Below are 14,975 nucleotides of genomic sequence, written 5' to 3' on the forward strand. Positions count from 1 at the left end.
GCTTCAGTTACCATTCCTGATGGATTTGTAAAGTTAACAAGCCAAGCATCTGGGCATAATTCTTTCATATCTTCAACGATTGATAAAATAACTGGAATTGTTCTTAAAGCTTTAAACATACCTCCAGCACCATTTGTTTCTTGACCTAACATACCATAGCTAAATGGAATTCTTTCGTCTTTAATACGAGCATTTAATAAACCAACTCTAAATTGAGTTGTAACGAAATCTGCATCTTTTAATGCTTCTCGACGATCTAATGTTAGATGAACTTTAACATCATAAGGAGAAGCATCCCACATACGTTGTGCCATTTTACCAACGATTTCTAATTTTTCTTTCCCATCTTCAATATCGACAAGCCAAATTTCCTTGATTGGAAGTTCATCATATCTTTTAATAAATCCTTCCATTAACTCTGGTGTATAACTACTTCCTCCACCAATTGTTACAATTTTTACAGGTTTTTTACTCATTTTTATATCCTCCTTATTTTTACAAAACTATTCTAGTTTTATACTTTTCTTAAATCAATAAAGAGGAATTTTATAGTTACACTGTTCCAACAAAACAAACATAATTCAAACAAAAATAGAGAACACTGTTCCCTATTTGATTAAATCATTGCTTGTATCTCTTATAAGTGACGATGTAAAATTTTCATATTCATCAGCAATCTTAATTTTTTTCTTTTTATTTTCTTTATAATTTAAGCTAAAATACATACTATACAATAAATCTAACAAATAAAGTGTTGATAAATTCATAGAAAAAGTTCCCAAATTGTTTCTAATTTTTTCTCTTGTAGAAACATGTAGAACACAACGTGATAAAGAAGATAAAGTATTCGTTCCAAATGATGTAATAGTAATAAAATCGATATTTCTTTCATTTAATTTATTCGCCATTCTTATACAATTTTGTGTTTCACCTGTATAGCTAATTAAAAGAAAACAGGCATCTCCTTTATTTAAATAACAAGCCTCATAATATGGTTCATCGATACTTTGATATACATTTACATGTTTTCCTATTCTAGCCATTTTATCTCTAAAAGTTAAAGCAAGATCATTTTGCGATCCAGAAGAAATAATATAAATATTTTTATTGTTTTTTAATAAATTCAATGATTTTCTTAACATATCGTGATCCAATAGTGAATGTGTGTCATCAATTATTTCATGATACAATGAACACATTTTATTTGATATTGTTTGTATGTTATCTTCTGTCATAAAAGGTATACTGGGGTTTATATTTGAAAAATTCGAATTTAAATAGTGAAGTTCTTCGACATACATTTCTTTAAATTCTTCAAATCCAGTAAATCCTAATTTTTGACAAAGTCGTATTATTGATGATGGCGAACAATACAATCTCTTTGATATTTCACGTGTTGATTGTCTTGCAATTTCTTCCTTTTGATTCAAAAAATACTTTACTATTTCTTTTTCTGCATACGTAAAATCAAAAGACTTTAACTTATCACTTATTAACATTTTTAACCTCATCCCTTTTCAATTCTATAAAGATTATACCTACAACATAAATTATTTTTAACCATAAAAGCCCATCTAATTCACTATGAATCCACTGAGCTTTATTCATTATATTCTTATCTTCAATAAGTATTTGTAAAAAAACTAGGCTACTTATGGTACGTTTGATTGTTCATAATTTTGAATGCTCGATAGACTTGTTCAACTAAGATTAGCTTCATTAATTGATGTGGAAAAGTCATTTTAGAGAAACATAAACGATAATTTGCTCTTTGTAATAAAGATTTTCCTAAACCTAAAGAACCCCCAATCACAAAAGTAATCGTACTCTTTCCTCTAATCATACATTCTTCAATATGTTTTGAAAAAGCCACACTATCAATTTCTTTTCCATGTAGATCTAAAACGATAACATATTCATCATCTTTAATTTTAGCAACAATTTTATCTGCTTCTTTATCTTTGATGATATTTTCTACATTTTCACTTGCATTATCAGGAATTGGTTCATCTGGTACTTCGACCATTTCCACTTTACAGTAAGCATTCAATCTTTTGACATATTCATTGATTCCATTAACAAGATATTTTTCTTTAAGCTTACCAATTGTTAAGATCCTAATTTTCATAATGTCCTCCAGAAACAATTTCTTTTTGATCTGCAATCTTTATATTATCAAAATAAATATGTTCTTCATCAAAAACTCTTTGATATGTATCTAATGCCATTTCCTTTGTATTCGCTTCTTGTGATAAATGGGCCAAACAAATTTCTTTTGTATTTTCACCAATCACCTGCGCCATAACATGTGCACTATATTCATTATTAAGATGGCCCTTATCTCCAAAAATACGATTTTTTAAGAATAAAGGTCTTCTTGTATTCATTAGCATCTCAATATCATGATTACTTTCAAAAATATAGTAATCTAAATTTTTTATATATTCCATATTCTTTTGTGAAACATAACCTGTATCTGTCATATAGAGAATTGTTTCATCTTTTCCTTTGATTACAAATCCTAAAGGGGATGTTGCATCATGTGATAAAGGTAATGGTGTAATTATATAATGATCTAATTGTATATTTTGATAATTTTCTAATTCATGACTTTCATCTATACCAGGGATGCATCCTTTTCCACAATAAACAATACTTTGATCAAAGATACTAATATTTTTATTATGGTCAATATGATCATGGGTTAATAAAACATGATGAATATCACTTTCATGAAATCTTAATTGATTAAGTTTTGTATAAAGTTGTCTTTTACTAATTCCACAATCAATTAAAAGTCCGTTTCCTTGATCATAAATGAAAATACTGTTTCCTTTAGAACCACTTGCTAAGACATGATATTCCATTTTTTCCTCCAAAACAAAAATGAGTACCAAGTACTCATTTTCTTATTTAAGTCCGTATTTTTTGTTGAATTTTTCAACACGTCCATCAGCACTAGCAAATCTTTGTTTTCCAGTATAGAATGGATGACAGTTAGAACAAGTATCAACACGTACTTCATCTAATACTGAACCACTTTCAAATTCTGCTCCACATGATGTACAAACTACTTTTACTTTTTTGTAATTTGGATGAATTCCTTTTTTCATTTTTAATTTCTCCTTCCGCCTTGTAGATTTCTCACTACAAAGTAAGTTGCTATGATATATTAACATTAAATTATGTCGTTTTCAAGCCCTTTTTTATAATTTTAATCATCAACTTTGATTCTTCTAATAACAGCACCTAAAGTAATTAATTTTTGATCAATATTTGCATATCCTCTATCTATATGATATACATTGCTGATTTCTGTAATTCCATCAGCGATTAACCCTGCTATTAACAATGCTGCGCCACATCTTAAATCTGTTGCTTCTACTTTTGCTCCTTTTAATGGTGTTTTTCCATTTATATAACACATTGATTCATCTAATTCTATATTTGCGCCCATCTTATTAAGTTGTTCACAATGTCTAAATCTCTCTGGATAAATTGTTTCTATTACTTGTGATTGTCCGTTTGCTTGTGTAAGCAGTGCTGTTAATGGCTGTTGTAGATCTGTCGCAAAACCTGGATATACCTGTGTTCTGACATCGACTGCATTAAAGTTCTTGTTATCACCATAAACAATAATACTATCTCCAACATTTTCCATCTTCACTCCCATTTCTTTCAATTTTGAAATAAGTGATTCCAAATGTTGTGGAATGATATTTTGAATAATAACTCTTTCTCCTGCAGCTGCTGCCATAATTAAGAATGTCCCTGCTTCAATACGATCTGGAATGATTTCATGAGTACATCCTTTTAGATGTTCTACTCCTTCAATCGTAATCGTATCGGTACCAGCACCTCTAATTTTAGCTCCCATTTTTGTAAGTAAGTTTACTACATCAATGATTTCTGGTTCTTTTGCTGCATTTTCAATGACTGTTTTTCCTTCAGCTTTTACTGCCGCTAATAAGATATTGATTGTTGCTCCAACCGAAGCAAAATCTAAATATATTTTTGCACCTACTAAACGATCTGCTGTAATTACATGCGCACCATCAACAAATTCTACTTTGGCACCCAATGCTTCAAATCCTTTAATATGTAAATCTATCGGACGTGGTCCTAAAAAGCATCCTCCTGGTGCTTTCATCACAACTTTTTTACATTTTCCAAGTAATGCTCCCATTAAATAATATGATGCTCTTAATTTATCCACAGCATCAGATACTAATGGAACATTTTCCATACGAGAGGGATCAACAATTAAACTATCATGACTTCTTAATACTGTACAATTAAGTTCTTCTAATAAAACTGCTAAAGCGTCCACATCACTAATTTCTGGTACACCATAAATCGTTACAGGACTATCCGCTAAAATAATTGCTGGAATAAGTGCTACAGTGGCATTTTTTGCACCCGAGATTTCTACTGTACCATTTAATTTATGTCCGCCTTCAATCGCAATAATTTCACTCATGACTTTACCCCTTTTCTTCTATCTATATTCCCTAATACTATATTATAAATTCATTAAAAAAACAACTTAATAAAGAGATTTCACATAAACAAAAAAAAGCCCGAAGGCTTTTTTAATTGATTAAGCTTTACCGATGCAACCGAATACTTCCATTCTATCTTTAACACATTGTTTAATAGCTTCTGCACCTGGTGCTAATAATTTACGAGGATCATATCCTTTTCCTTCTAAATCTTTTCCAGCTTCAATGTATTTACGTGTAGCCTCTTGGAAATATAATTGACATTCAGTGTTTACATTTACTTTAGATACTCCTAAAGTGATTGCTTTTTTGATCATTTCATCAGGAATTCCTGAACCACCATGTAATACTAATGGTAATTTTCCAGTTTCAGCTTGGATTGCATCTAATGCATCAAAGTCTAATCCTTCCCAGTTTGCTGGGTATTTACCATGGATATTTCCGATACCTGCAGCTAAGAAGTCTACTCCTAAGTCTGCGATTGATTTACATTCTTTTGGATCTGCTACTTCACCTTTACCGATGACACCATCTTCTTCTCCACCGATTGATCCAACTTCTGCTTCTACTGAAACACCTTTTGAATGACATAATTCAACGATTTCTTTTGTTTTTTCGATGTTTTCTTCGATTCCATAATGAGAACCATCAAACATGATTGAAGAGAAACCTGCATCTAAAGCAGCTTTAGCTCCTTCGTATGAACCATGATCTAAGTGTAAAGCTACTGGTACAGTGATATTTAATGCTTCTACCATTGCTTTAACCATTGCTGCAACTGTTGTATATCCAGTCATATATTTAGCAGCACCTTCTGAAACACCTAAGATTACTGGTGCTTTTAATTCTTCTGCAGTTAATAATACTGATTTAGTCCATTCTAAGTTGTTGATATTGAATTGACCTACTGCATAATGTCCTTCTTTAGCTTTCTTTAACATTTCTGTTGCTGATACTAATCCCATAACAAATCTCCTTTTCTTTTTTTCGGTTATATAATACTATCTTTTATATAGAATTTCCATAGTTTTTATCATAAAAACCTTATTTTCCAAAAGCTTTTAATAATCTTTGACAAGCATCTTCTAAAACACTTCTTGGAATTGCAAGATTAAATCTTTCAAAACCTTCTCCACCTGTTCCAAAGATATATCCTTCATCTAACCATAAACCGGCTTTTTCTAACATTGTCTTTTCAAGTTCATCTTTATTTAAACCACATTCTCTAAAATCAACCCAACATAAATAAAGTCCTTCAGGTTTTACTAAATGAATATGAGGTAAGTTTTCTTTTAAGAATTCATCAAAATAAGTAAAGTTGTCATAAACATATTCCAACATTTCATCTACCCATAATTCACATTCATTATAGGCAGTCATACAAGCAATAATACCTAAAAAGTTTGGTTCATTAACCCCATAACGATTCATTGTTTCTTGATAAGCTTTTCTTAATTTTTCATCTGCAATAATAATATTTGATGTTTGTAACCCTGCTAAATTAAATGTTTTTGATGGTGCAGTTAAAATAACAGAGAATTCTTTATAACTTTCATCTACATTATAGAAAGGAATATGTACATGCTCTCCATAAACAAAATCTTCATGAATTTCATCAACAATAACTAAAACATGATGTTTCTTACAAATTTCACCAATTTGTTTTAATTCATCTTCTTTCCATACTTTTCCAATTGGGTTATATGGATTACATAAAATAAACATTTTAACATCATTTTCTACGATTGCTTTTTCAAAAGCATCATAATCCATTTCATAAGAACCATCTTTATAAACCATTTCATTTTCAATGATTTTACGATGATTTAATTCAATTGAAAAATCAAATGGATAATATACAGGTTTATTAATAATGATGGCATCATTTTCCTTTGTATAAGCATTTACACATAATTTAATAGCTGTTACCACACCTGGTGTTGGGATGATCCATTCTTTATCGACATTAAAATCATGTCTTCTTTTCATCCAAGAAATAACCGCATCAAAATACTCATCTGGCGCAAATGAATACCCATAAACGCCTTGTTTAATTCTTTTAACTAATGCATTTTCAATTTCCTTTGGTGATTTAAAATCCATATCTGCAACCCACATAGGTAACACATCTTTAGGTTTATTATTGACTTCAATGGTATCCCATTTAGCACAATTTGTACCTTTTCTATCTACAACTTCATCAAAATCAAACATACTTTCCCTCCTATAATACTTCTTTATCTTTAAATTCATCTTTTGAAAAATGCATCAACGTCATTCCTAAAGCCATGGAAAGATTCAATGAATCTATATGATGACTATGAGGAATAAAAATAGATTTCCCATAATCTAGATATTCATCAGGTAAACCACTACTTTCATTACCAAAAACAAGTGAATGATAACCTTCTTTGGATTCAACCTTATGAATATTGGTTGCTCCTTTTAACATCAATGTATAAATATCATGACTTGGAAATCTTTTTAAATAATCTTCAAAACTATCAAAATACTCAATATTCAAATGAAACATTGCTCCCATCGAAGCTCTTAAAACACGAGGATCAAAAACATCAACACCTGGTCGAATTATTGCTAGATTATAATAATTGAATCCTAACATCGTTCTCATAATTGTCCCCATATTTCCCATATCTCCAGGATTAACTAAAACAACATGATTTCCTTCTTGTAAAGTCATTTCATATTTTTTAATGATTGCTATCGCAAAACAATTATCTTTTTTTGATAATTTTTGAATTGTATTATCACTTTCAATCAATTCAATATGTTTTTCTCTACAAATTTCATCAATAATAGGAATTCCTTTATTCTTATAAGAATTACTTTTTATATATACTCTTAAAACAAGATCAGGACGATTCTTTAATAACTCAATCGTTTCAAAAACTCCTAAAGTATAGGTATAATCAAAATCCTTCTTATATGCTTTAATCTTCATCTAATAAACCTTCTACTCTCTTTGTTTCTTCTTCTACACTTTCTTTTAAAGAAAGAAAATGTTTTTCTTCAAAATTAGCTCCTTGATGAATTAAATCAATCAATTCATCATACTTACGACAAGCCAATTTCAATTGTGAATATTTGATGGTCACATCTAATTCATTTCCGGCATCAGCTGTAATTTTATTTACTTCATGATATACTTCTTTAAACTTAGCATCTAAGTCTACTTTTTGTTTCTTTCTAAAAAACATCAAGCATTCCTCCCTTGCCCTTAATAGTATCACAAATTCATCATAAATTCAGTTAATTTTTAGATTGTCTTTTGTTATAATACATTCGAGGTGATACTATGAAATTATTAGCTTGTCCCAAATGTCATCAACAACTTCATTTAGAGAACAAAACACTTAAATGTGAAAACAATCATTGTTATGACATTTCTAAAAGAGGATATATCAATTTATTATTAAATCCTGATAAAGCTACCAATAACCCAGGAGATAGTAAAGAATCTCTTGTGGCGAGAAAAGCATATTTAAATAAAGGTTATTATGATCCTATCTTAAATCAAGTGATTACGTGTATTGATGAATTCAAACATCAAGATGATTTAAGTATTTTAGATTTAGGATGTGGAGAAGGATATTATACTCAAGGTTTAAAGAAACATTTTGAAAACAGTGATATCTATGGTTTAGATATTTCCAAGATTGCTATTGATATGGCGACACGTTATCGTAAAGATGTTACTTGGCTTGTAGGAAATTCTAAAAATATTCCTATCTTAGATCATAGTTTAGATTTTATCTGTGCTTTATTTACAGTAGTAAATCAAGATGAATTAAAAAGAGCATTAAAAGAAGATGGTTATATTGTTCATGTTACTGCTAATAATCAACATTTAATTGAAATTAAAGAATTGATTTATGATGAAATCAAAGTAAAGAGTGATAAGTATATTCGTTTAGATTTTAATCAAGTGAAAAGTTATGACTTTAAAGAAAAAGTTCATATTTCTAATCGTGAAGATGCTTTAAATCTTTTAATGATGACACCACACTATTATCATATTAAAAAAGAAAAACGTGGCGTTTTAGATACTTTACAAGGTTTAGATATCACAATTGATATTAAAGTAACAGTGTATGCATTATCATAAAGAAAAGAATCATTTAGTAATAGAAATTGATGAAAGAATTCAAGGAATGACACTTCTTGAATTCTTTCATTATCTGCATCTTTCTAAAAAAACAATTCACTTACTTCGTCAAAATAAAGACTATACTTTAAATAATACTTATGTTGATTATCAAACCATTTTAAAAGATAAAGATATTCTTTCAATTAAAGCCTATGAACAAGGCAGAGATTTTATCGAAGAAGAAAGCTCCTTAGAAATCATCTATGAAGATGACTTGCTTTGTGTCGTCAATAAACCAAGTAACCTCATTATTCATCCTGATGATAAAAGTAAAAAAAATACTCTTTGTAATTATGTGAGTTATTATTACCAACAAAGCTATCAAGATTTACCGATTCGTTATCTTCATCGTTTAGATAGAGATACGACCGGTTTGGTGATGTTTTGTAAATGTGCTCTTTTACAACCTTACTTTGATGCTTTAATTGCTTCTAAAGAAATCAAGAAAACCTATCTTGCTATCATTCAAGGACATTTACCTAAAAGAGAAATAACTATTGATTTACCTATCGGTCAAGACCGTCATAGTAAAAATAAAATGTGTATTTCTAAAACAGGTAAAGATGCTTTAACACATTTTAAAGAAATTAAAACAAAAGGAAATTATACACTTGTAAAATGTCAAATTGAAACTGGTCGAAAACATCAAATAAGAGTTCATTTGAATCATTTACATCATCCTATTATAGGAGATACTCTTTATGGAAAAACTTCTTCTATGATTAAAAGAATGGCTTTACATGCTTATTGTTTAGAGTTTATTCATCCATTAACTTATCAAACAATAAAAATTGAATGTTTACTTCCTTTTGATATGGAAAAGATAATAAGATAACTTGAATATTCGTTGCATTAAAAAAGTTTCCTATTATGGAAACTTTTTTGAATTTACAAGTATTCCTATATATACTTTAAGCATAAAGAGATACTTTTACACTTTTATTTATTTTATGTGTATTATCATGATTTCATCTCTTTTAATGATAATATTCATCTAATAAATAAAAAATAATAGAAAGATGGTGATAACTATGAAAAAATTAAATGACTTTTTTGAAAAGCACTTTATTCCTTTTGCAGTTAAACTTAATAATATAAAAGGATTAATTGCAATTAGAGATGCATTTATACAAATTTTTCCTTTAACATTTGTTGGATCAATAGCAGTATGCATAAATTGTGTAGTCTTTAATTCAACAGGATTTATTGGACAATTATTAATTTCTGTCATTCCAGAATTAGATAAATATCAAGATATTTTATCTCCTATTCAAAATGGAACAATTAATATTATGGCTATTTTCATTGTATTTTTGATAGCAAAAAACATGGCTCGACAACATCATGAAGATGAAACAAAAACTGGTCTAATTGCCCTTGCTGTATTTTTTACTTTATATCCTCCTAAAACAGATAATATGCTAACAGATTCCTATCTAGGAGCAAATGGATTATTTGTAGCAATTTTTATTGGTCTACTAGTTGGGTATTTATTTAGCAAATTATCTAAAAATAAAAAATTACATATTAAAATGCCAGCTCAAGTACCACCAGAAGTTGCAAATTCGTTTAGAGTAGTTATTCCTTCCTCAATTATTATTTTTATGTTTGCAATAGTTGCTTACATTATTCATTTTTTTGAACCAGAAGGAATTAATACACTATTATATAATATATTAAAATCTCCTATTCAATTGATAGGTACCTCTCCAATAACACCATTGATTTTAATACTTATTGCTATGATTCTTTGGTCAGTTGGTATTCATGGAACATTTACCGTTCAACCTATTCATGTTGCATTATATTCTGCATTAAATGTTGCTAATTTGCAATATGCTGCTCAAGCAGGAACAGTTGCCGGCTCACCTTATCCAATCACATGGTTTACACTATTTGAAAACTATGGCTGCATTGGTGGAACAGGAAACACCTTAGCTTTAATTGTTGCTATATTAATCTTGTCAAAAAAAAGCAACTGGAAAAGAGACGATTATACTAAGACGGCCAAGTTATCTCTAATTCCCGGATTATTTTGTATAAATGAACCAATTATCTTTGGAATGCCAATTGTTTTAAATCCAATACTAATAGTTCCTTTTATTTTGTCGCCCCTTATTTCTATGGGAATTGGTGCTCTATTAATATCATCTGGTATCGTTTTGCCCGGAACATTAGACGTTGGATGGACAACACCTCAACCAATCAAAGCATTCTTATCCGCGGGTGGCTCATTAGGAACCGCACTTTCCGTTATTATTGTATTTATAATTTGTGTACTAATCTATCTTCCTTTTGTCAATATGGCTAACAAACAAACGCTAGAAAAGGAGGAAAATAAATAATGAGTACATTCCCAAAAAATTTTTTATGGGGTGGGGCAACTGCCGCCAATCAATTAGAAGGCGGTTATAATTTAGATGGCAAAGGGCTAAGTACAGCTGATATGGTAAAATTTGTACCAAAAAATATTAGTAAAGGCAAAAATACAGAAGTTGTTTCCTACCAAACCGTTAATGAAATATTGCATGGCTTACACAAAAATGAATATTATCCTAAACGTGAAGGTTCTCATTTTTATGAGCATTATAAAGAAGATATTGCTTTAATGGCCGAGATGGGATTTAAATGTTTTAGAATGTCGATTAGTTGGCCTAGAATTTATCCTACTGGTGAAGAAAAAGTACCGAATGAAGAAGGATTAAAATTTTATGACAATGTGTTTAATGAATTATTGAAATATAACATCGAACCCTTAGTAACACTATCACATTACGAAACCCCTTTAAATTTAGCATTAAAATATAATGGTTGGCAAAGCAGAGAATTAATAGATTTATTTATAAAATATGCTAAAACGTGTTTAACAAGGTACAAAGATAAAGTAAAGTATTGGATTGCGTTCAATGAAATAAATATGTCATTAAACGTTCCCTATTCTGGTGCTGCAATATTCATTGAAAAAACATGCAATCCAAATAGTGCAACTTTTCAAGCGTTACATCATCAATTTGTTGCAAGTGCCTTAGTTAAAAAAATTTCAAAAAAAATAAATCCAAACTTCAAAATTGGATCTATGGTAGGTATGTCATTATTTTATCCATATACAAATTCTCCAAAAGATGTCTTATTGACACAAAATGCAAATAGAATCAATTATTTTTTCTTTGATGTATTATCAAAAGGAATATACCCTTCTTATGCAAAAAAATATTTTAGAAAAAATAAGATCAATATTAAAATAGAATATGATGATTTAGAAATAATAAATAAAAATACAGTTGATTTCAATTCATTTAGTTACTACTACAGTAATTGTACCGGTGAAAAAATTAATAAAAAGGATAAAATTCTTGCCTTCCTTCCTGAACAAAAAAGATATGATGAATTTCATCCTGAAAAAATAAGAAACAATTCATTAGAAATTACAGATTGGGGATTTCAGATTGATCCTATTGGACTTAGAATAGCAATCAATGAAATTTGGGATAGATATCGTAAACCAATTTTTATTACAGAAAATGGTCTTGGTACATATGATATCCTTACATCAGATAAAAAAATACACGATGATTATAGAATAAAGTACTTAAAGGAACATATTGACCAAATCGGTAAATGTATTGACGAAGGTATACCCGTTATTGGATACACCTCATGGGGATGTATTGATATTGTTAGTGCTGGAACTTCTGAAAGAAGTAAACGTTACGGTTATATATATGTAGATGCAGACGATTATGGTCAGGGAACATGGAAAAGATATAAAAAAGATTCTTTTTACTGGTACAAAAAAGTAATTGAAAGTAATGGTAACGTGTTATAGTAATTATATAAATCTCATTGTATTTAATGACAATGAGATTTTTTTGAGTATAATTTATCTAGAACGGAGAAATAGTTATTATGCTTGTAGATAAAATCAATGAATTTTTAAACAAATATGCCCCTACTTCATCGATGTATGTATTTTGTGCATATATTAAATCTAATATCCATATCATTAATCGTTTAACGATTGAAGATGTCGCTAAAAAATGCTATACATCGAAAGGGCAAATATCAAAATGTGTAAAAAATTTGGGATACAATTCATATTTAGAGTTTAGAGATGCATGCTTAGATTATAGTAAACAAATAAATGAAAAAACTACAATATTTTCTAAAGAAAATGACTTGCCACATAATATCAAGTTATTTTCAACCAATATTATAAAAATGATAGACTACATATCTACCAATTTAAATAATTCTCTTCTAAATAAATTAGTTAATGATATCTTACAAAGTAATGTTATATATCTTTATGCTCAAGGTGACAATAGGATTATTTGCAATTATATACAAACAAAGTTCAGTTCTTTATTTATCCCAGTTGTTATTTGTGATATTGATTTTGAAAACACTTATTTTTCTCAAGGAAAGTTATTAATTGTTATATCTACTAATGGCACAATCTTTAGGCTTGATAAAAAGCTTATATCAAAAATTAAAAAACTTAATATCAAAACTTGGTTAATTACTTGTAATGATGATATTTCTATAAACTTCTTCGATGAAAAGCTTATTGTTCCTTCATTAGAAAATAAATATAATGAATATTCTATTAAATATATAATTGATATTATTCTTGCCTCTGTACATTTAATGAGAGGAAAATATTAATTCTTTTAACTCTCAAAAAAATGAACAACATACGTCTATTTGACAGCTACGGTATTAAAATTATGTATATATGTCATTTAACCAGTTAAATATTTTTCCTTTTATCTAATTTTTATATCTTATCAATTCATATAATATAAGATTTTAAAGTATACAAAAAGGCTATTACGATAATACATTTTGTAATAGCACTTTTTAACATCAATTTATTATTTAATCCTTTACTTAATAAAAAATTGATAATCACATTCTTTGTTAATCAAAGTATGTAATTTTTAAATCTTTAAAGAAAGCTTCTGTTCCAATATCTACAAAGAAACCAATATTTCCTCTCATTGATTTATCATGAATCATTTGATTGACCACTAATAATAGTTGAAGACCATCATATTCTTTCACACTTAATTTATCCATTGCAATATCATGTTACTCTTGTTCTCTTATATATTTTGCGACGGTTTGATCATTTAATCCTACTGTACTCACATAATACCCTTCTGCCCAAAAATGTCTATTTCCATACTTATATTTCAAGTTTGCATGTCTATCAAAAATCATCAATGCGAATTTCCCTTTCAAGTATCCCATGAATGATGACACACTTAACTTTGGTGGTATCATTACTAACATATGTACATGATCACTCATCAAATGCCCTTCTATTATCTCCACCCCTTTATATCGGCAGAGTGTTCTCAATATTTCTCCTATATCTTTCCTTCGTTGATTATATATCACTTTTCGTCTATACTTTGGTGTGAAGACGATGTGCTAAAGAATTTGCTTTTTTAGCCACTATTTATTATTGCACCACCCGCATAGCAGGTGGTTTTCTATTTCGCACATTTCATGTGCTCAACTGACTGAAGTCATCAATTCTCTTTTCATTCAAATTGTATAAAAAAAGAACAATGTAATGATAAGACATTGTTCTTTATATTTTACTATTATGCATTATTTTTTCTTTTTATTTTTTTTATTCTTTTTTTCTTTTATTTTTGCTGGTTTTTCATCTTCACCCACAACTCTTGTCTTAGCAAGATAATCATGGATACTTCTTTGAGAAGCTGATCCTAGAACAAAAACTCCTGAAATCATTGTAATAACCATACCAATCATTTTTAAATAATAGTCAAAATAGAAACCTGTTGCTAGTGTAAGCATTTGTCTTAAATAATTAGTAACAACAATAGCCGAACCTTCTAATAAGAATAATCCAACCCCTTGTCTAATAATCAAAGTTTTTAAACTCACATCACTATAATCATCATTATTTACAATCTTTATTTTTAACCAATGTTTTGCGAGTGTTTGTCCTGGATATTTCTTATAAGGAATATAAATATAATAAACAAAAGCCACAACAATACATAATATACCTGCAAGATAGGACCAATACGTTGGAAAACCTAAACTAGGAAAAACATAAAGATCACTAAACATATCTGATCTACCAGTAACTCCCCCATAGAATAAAACAGCAGGAAAACCACTAATAATACCGCCAACTGCCCAATCAATAGCATAAGCTATAACACGTTTACTTACTGGAACTTTTACAGGATTTCTATCTAGCCATTTTGTATGTTTAGCCCACAGTAATTGAATTTTAATTAATAAATAATGCATAATAAATACCT

At 29.0% G+C, this 14,975-nt stretch carries 18 protein-coding genes; 5 read left to right on the forward strand and 13 right to left on the reverse strand.

All coding sequences use genetic code 11. The features are described 5' to 3' along the window. The 10 genes from OCV55_RS11550 to OCV55_RS11595 all read right to left on the reverse strand — a co-directional run. Positions 1 to 476, reverse strand: a 476-nt coding sequence (locus tag OCV55_RS11550) for a family 4 glycosyl hydrolase (protein WP_449670638.1), incomplete at its 3' end; no start/stop codon positions are given. A gap of 132 nt (positions 477 to 608) precedes the next feature. Beyond that, positions 609 to 1,499, reverse strand: a complete 891-nt coding sequence (locus OCV55_RS11555) for a MurR/RpiR family transcriptional regulator (RefSeq protein ID WP_267309926.1) — start codon at positions 1,497 to 1,499, stop codon at positions 609 to 611. Positions 1,500 to 1,648: 149 nt separating this feature from the next. Beyond that, the gene (rlmH, locus tag OCV55_RS11560; protein ID WP_032090927.1) at positions 1,649 to 2,128 is read right to left on the reverse strand and encodes a 23S rRNA (pseudouridine(1915)-N(3))-methyltransferase RlmH; all 480 of its coding nucleotides are present in this window, start codon (positions 2,126 to 2,128) and stop codon (positions 1,649 to 1,651) included. Next, complete coding sequence (locus OCV55_RS11565) at positions 2,118 to 2,867, reverse strand: MBL fold metallo-hydrolase (protein ID WP_147580698.1); 750 nt, start codon at positions 2,865 to 2,867, stop codon at positions 2,118 to 2,120. Before OCV55_RS11565 ends, rlmH begins: the two co-directional genes overlap by 11 nt. Positions 2,868 to 2,909: 42 nt before the next feature. After that, entirely contained in the window at positions 2,910 to 3,113 is a 204-nt protein-coding gene (rpmE, locus tag OCV55_RS11570) for a 50S ribosomal protein L31 (RefSeq protein WP_022000826.1), read from the reverse strand. 101 nt (positions 3,114 to 3,214) lie between these two features. Next, positions 3,215 to 4,480 (reverse strand): UDP-N-acetylglucosamine 1-carboxyvinyltransferase, encoded by a 1,266-nt coding sequence (locus OCV55_RS11575; RefSeq protein ID WP_022000827.1) that lies wholly within the window; start codon positions 4,478 to 4,480, stop codon positions 3,215 to 3,217. Between the two features lie 120 nt (positions 4,481 to 4,600). Next, complete coding sequence (gene fba, locus OCV55_RS11580) at positions 4,601 to 5,467, reverse strand: class II fructose-1,6-bisphosphate aldolase (RefSeq protein WP_032090929.1); 867 nt, start codon at positions 5,465 to 5,467, stop codon at positions 4,601 to 4,603. Positions 5,468 to 5,546: 79 nt separating this feature from the next. Beyond that, on the reverse strand, positions 5,547 to 6,716 hold the full coding sequence (locus OCV55_RS11585) for a MalY/PatB family protein (RefSeq protein WP_147580699.1): 1,170 nt from the start codon (positions 6,714 to 6,716) through the stop codon (positions 5,547 to 5,549). Positions 6,717 to 6,726: 10 nt separating this feature from the next. After that, positions 6,727 to 7,464, reverse strand: a complete 738-nt coding sequence (locus OCV55_RS11590; RefSeq protein ID WP_022000830.1) for a TrmH family RNA methyltransferase — start codon at positions 7,462 to 7,464, stop codon at positions 6,727 to 6,729. Continuing rightward, a complete protein-coding gene (locus OCV55_RS11595; RefSeq protein ID WP_022000831.1) occupies positions 7,454 to 7,720 on the reverse strand; it encodes a hypothetical protein in 267 nt (88 codons plus the stop codon). The genes OCV55_RS11590 and OCV55_RS11595 overlap by 11 nt, the downstream gene beginning before the upstream one ends. 98 nt (positions 7,721 to 7,818) lie before the next feature. Here OCV55_RS11595 and OCV55_RS11600 point away from each other — a divergent pair, with 98 nt between their 5' ends. The 5 genes from OCV55_RS11600 to OCV55_RS11620 all read left to right on the forward strand — a co-directional run bounded on the left by OCV55_RS11600 (position 7,819) and on the right by OCV55_RS11620 (position 13,335). After that, positions 7,819 to 8,628: a methyltransferase domain-containing protein gene (locus tag OCV55_RS11600; protein WP_022000832.1), complete on the forward strand. Its 810-nt coding sequence runs from the start codon at positions 7,819 to 7,821 to the stop codon at positions 8,626 to 8,628. Beyond that, positions 8,615 to 9,505 (forward strand): RluA family pseudouridine synthase, encoded by an 891-nt coding sequence (locus OCV55_RS11605; RefSeq protein WP_147580700.1) that lies wholly within the window; start codon positions 8,615 to 8,617, stop codon positions 9,503 to 9,505. Before OCV55_RS11600 ends, OCV55_RS11605 begins: the two co-directional genes overlap by 14 nt. A gap of 196 nt (positions 9,506 to 9,701) precedes the next feature. Then, positions 9,702 to 11,015 carry a PTS sugar transporter subunit IIC gene (locus tag OCV55_RS11610; protein WP_147580701.1) on the forward strand — a complete coding sequence of 438 codons (1,314 nt, stop codon included), beginning with the start codon at positions 9,702 to 9,704 and terminating at the stop codon, positions 11,013 to 11,015. Beyond that, positions 11,015 to 12,496, forward strand: coding sequence for a glycoside hydrolase family 1 protein (locus OCV55_RS11615; protein WP_117864583.1), 1,482 nt, complete (start codon positions 11,015 to 11,017; stop codon positions 12,494 to 12,496). The genes OCV55_RS11610 and OCV55_RS11615 overlap by 1 nt, the downstream gene beginning before the upstream one ends. 80 nt (positions 12,497 to 12,576) lie before the next feature. Next, on the forward strand, positions 12,577 to 13,335 hold the full coding sequence (locus OCV55_RS11620) for a MurR/RpiR family transcriptional regulator (RefSeq protein WP_147580702.1): 759 nt from the start codon (positions 12,577 to 12,579) through the stop codon (positions 13,333 to 13,335). 255 nt (positions 13,336 to 13,590) lie between these two features. On the opposite strand, the gene OCV55_RS11625 is transcribed toward OCV55_RS11620, so the two are convergent. From OCV55_RS11625 to OCV55_RS11635, 3 genes are all read right to left on the reverse strand, one after another. After that, on the reverse strand, positions 13,591 to 13,749 hold the full coding sequence (locus OCV55_RS11625; RefSeq protein ID WP_267309927.1) for a hypothetical protein: 159 nt from the start codon (positions 13,747 to 13,749) through the stop codon (positions 13,591 to 13,593). Between the two features lie 12 nt (positions 13,750 to 13,761). After that, positions 13,762 to 14,103 carry an IS200/IS605 family transposase gene (gene tnpA, locus OCV55_RS11630; RefSeq protein WP_117346227.1) on the reverse strand — a complete coding sequence of 114 codons (342 nt, stop codon included), beginning with the start codon at positions 14,101 to 14,103 and terminating at the stop codon, positions 13,762 to 13,764. A 186-nt stretch (positions 14,104 to 14,289) separates the two neighbouring features. After that, on the reverse strand, positions 14,290 to 14,964 hold the full coding sequence (locus tag OCV55_RS11635; protein ID WP_032090936.1) for an RDD family protein: 675 nt from the start codon (positions 14,962 to 14,964) through the stop codon (positions 14,290 to 14,292). Between the last annotated feature and the right edge of the window lie 11 nt (positions 14,965 to 14,975).

This window comes from [Clostridium] ammoniilyticum (genome assembly GCF_025566905.1).
GTDB lineage: Bacteria > Bacillota_I > Bacilli_A > Erysipelotrichales > Coprobacillaceae > Faecalibacillus > Faecalibacillus intestinalis.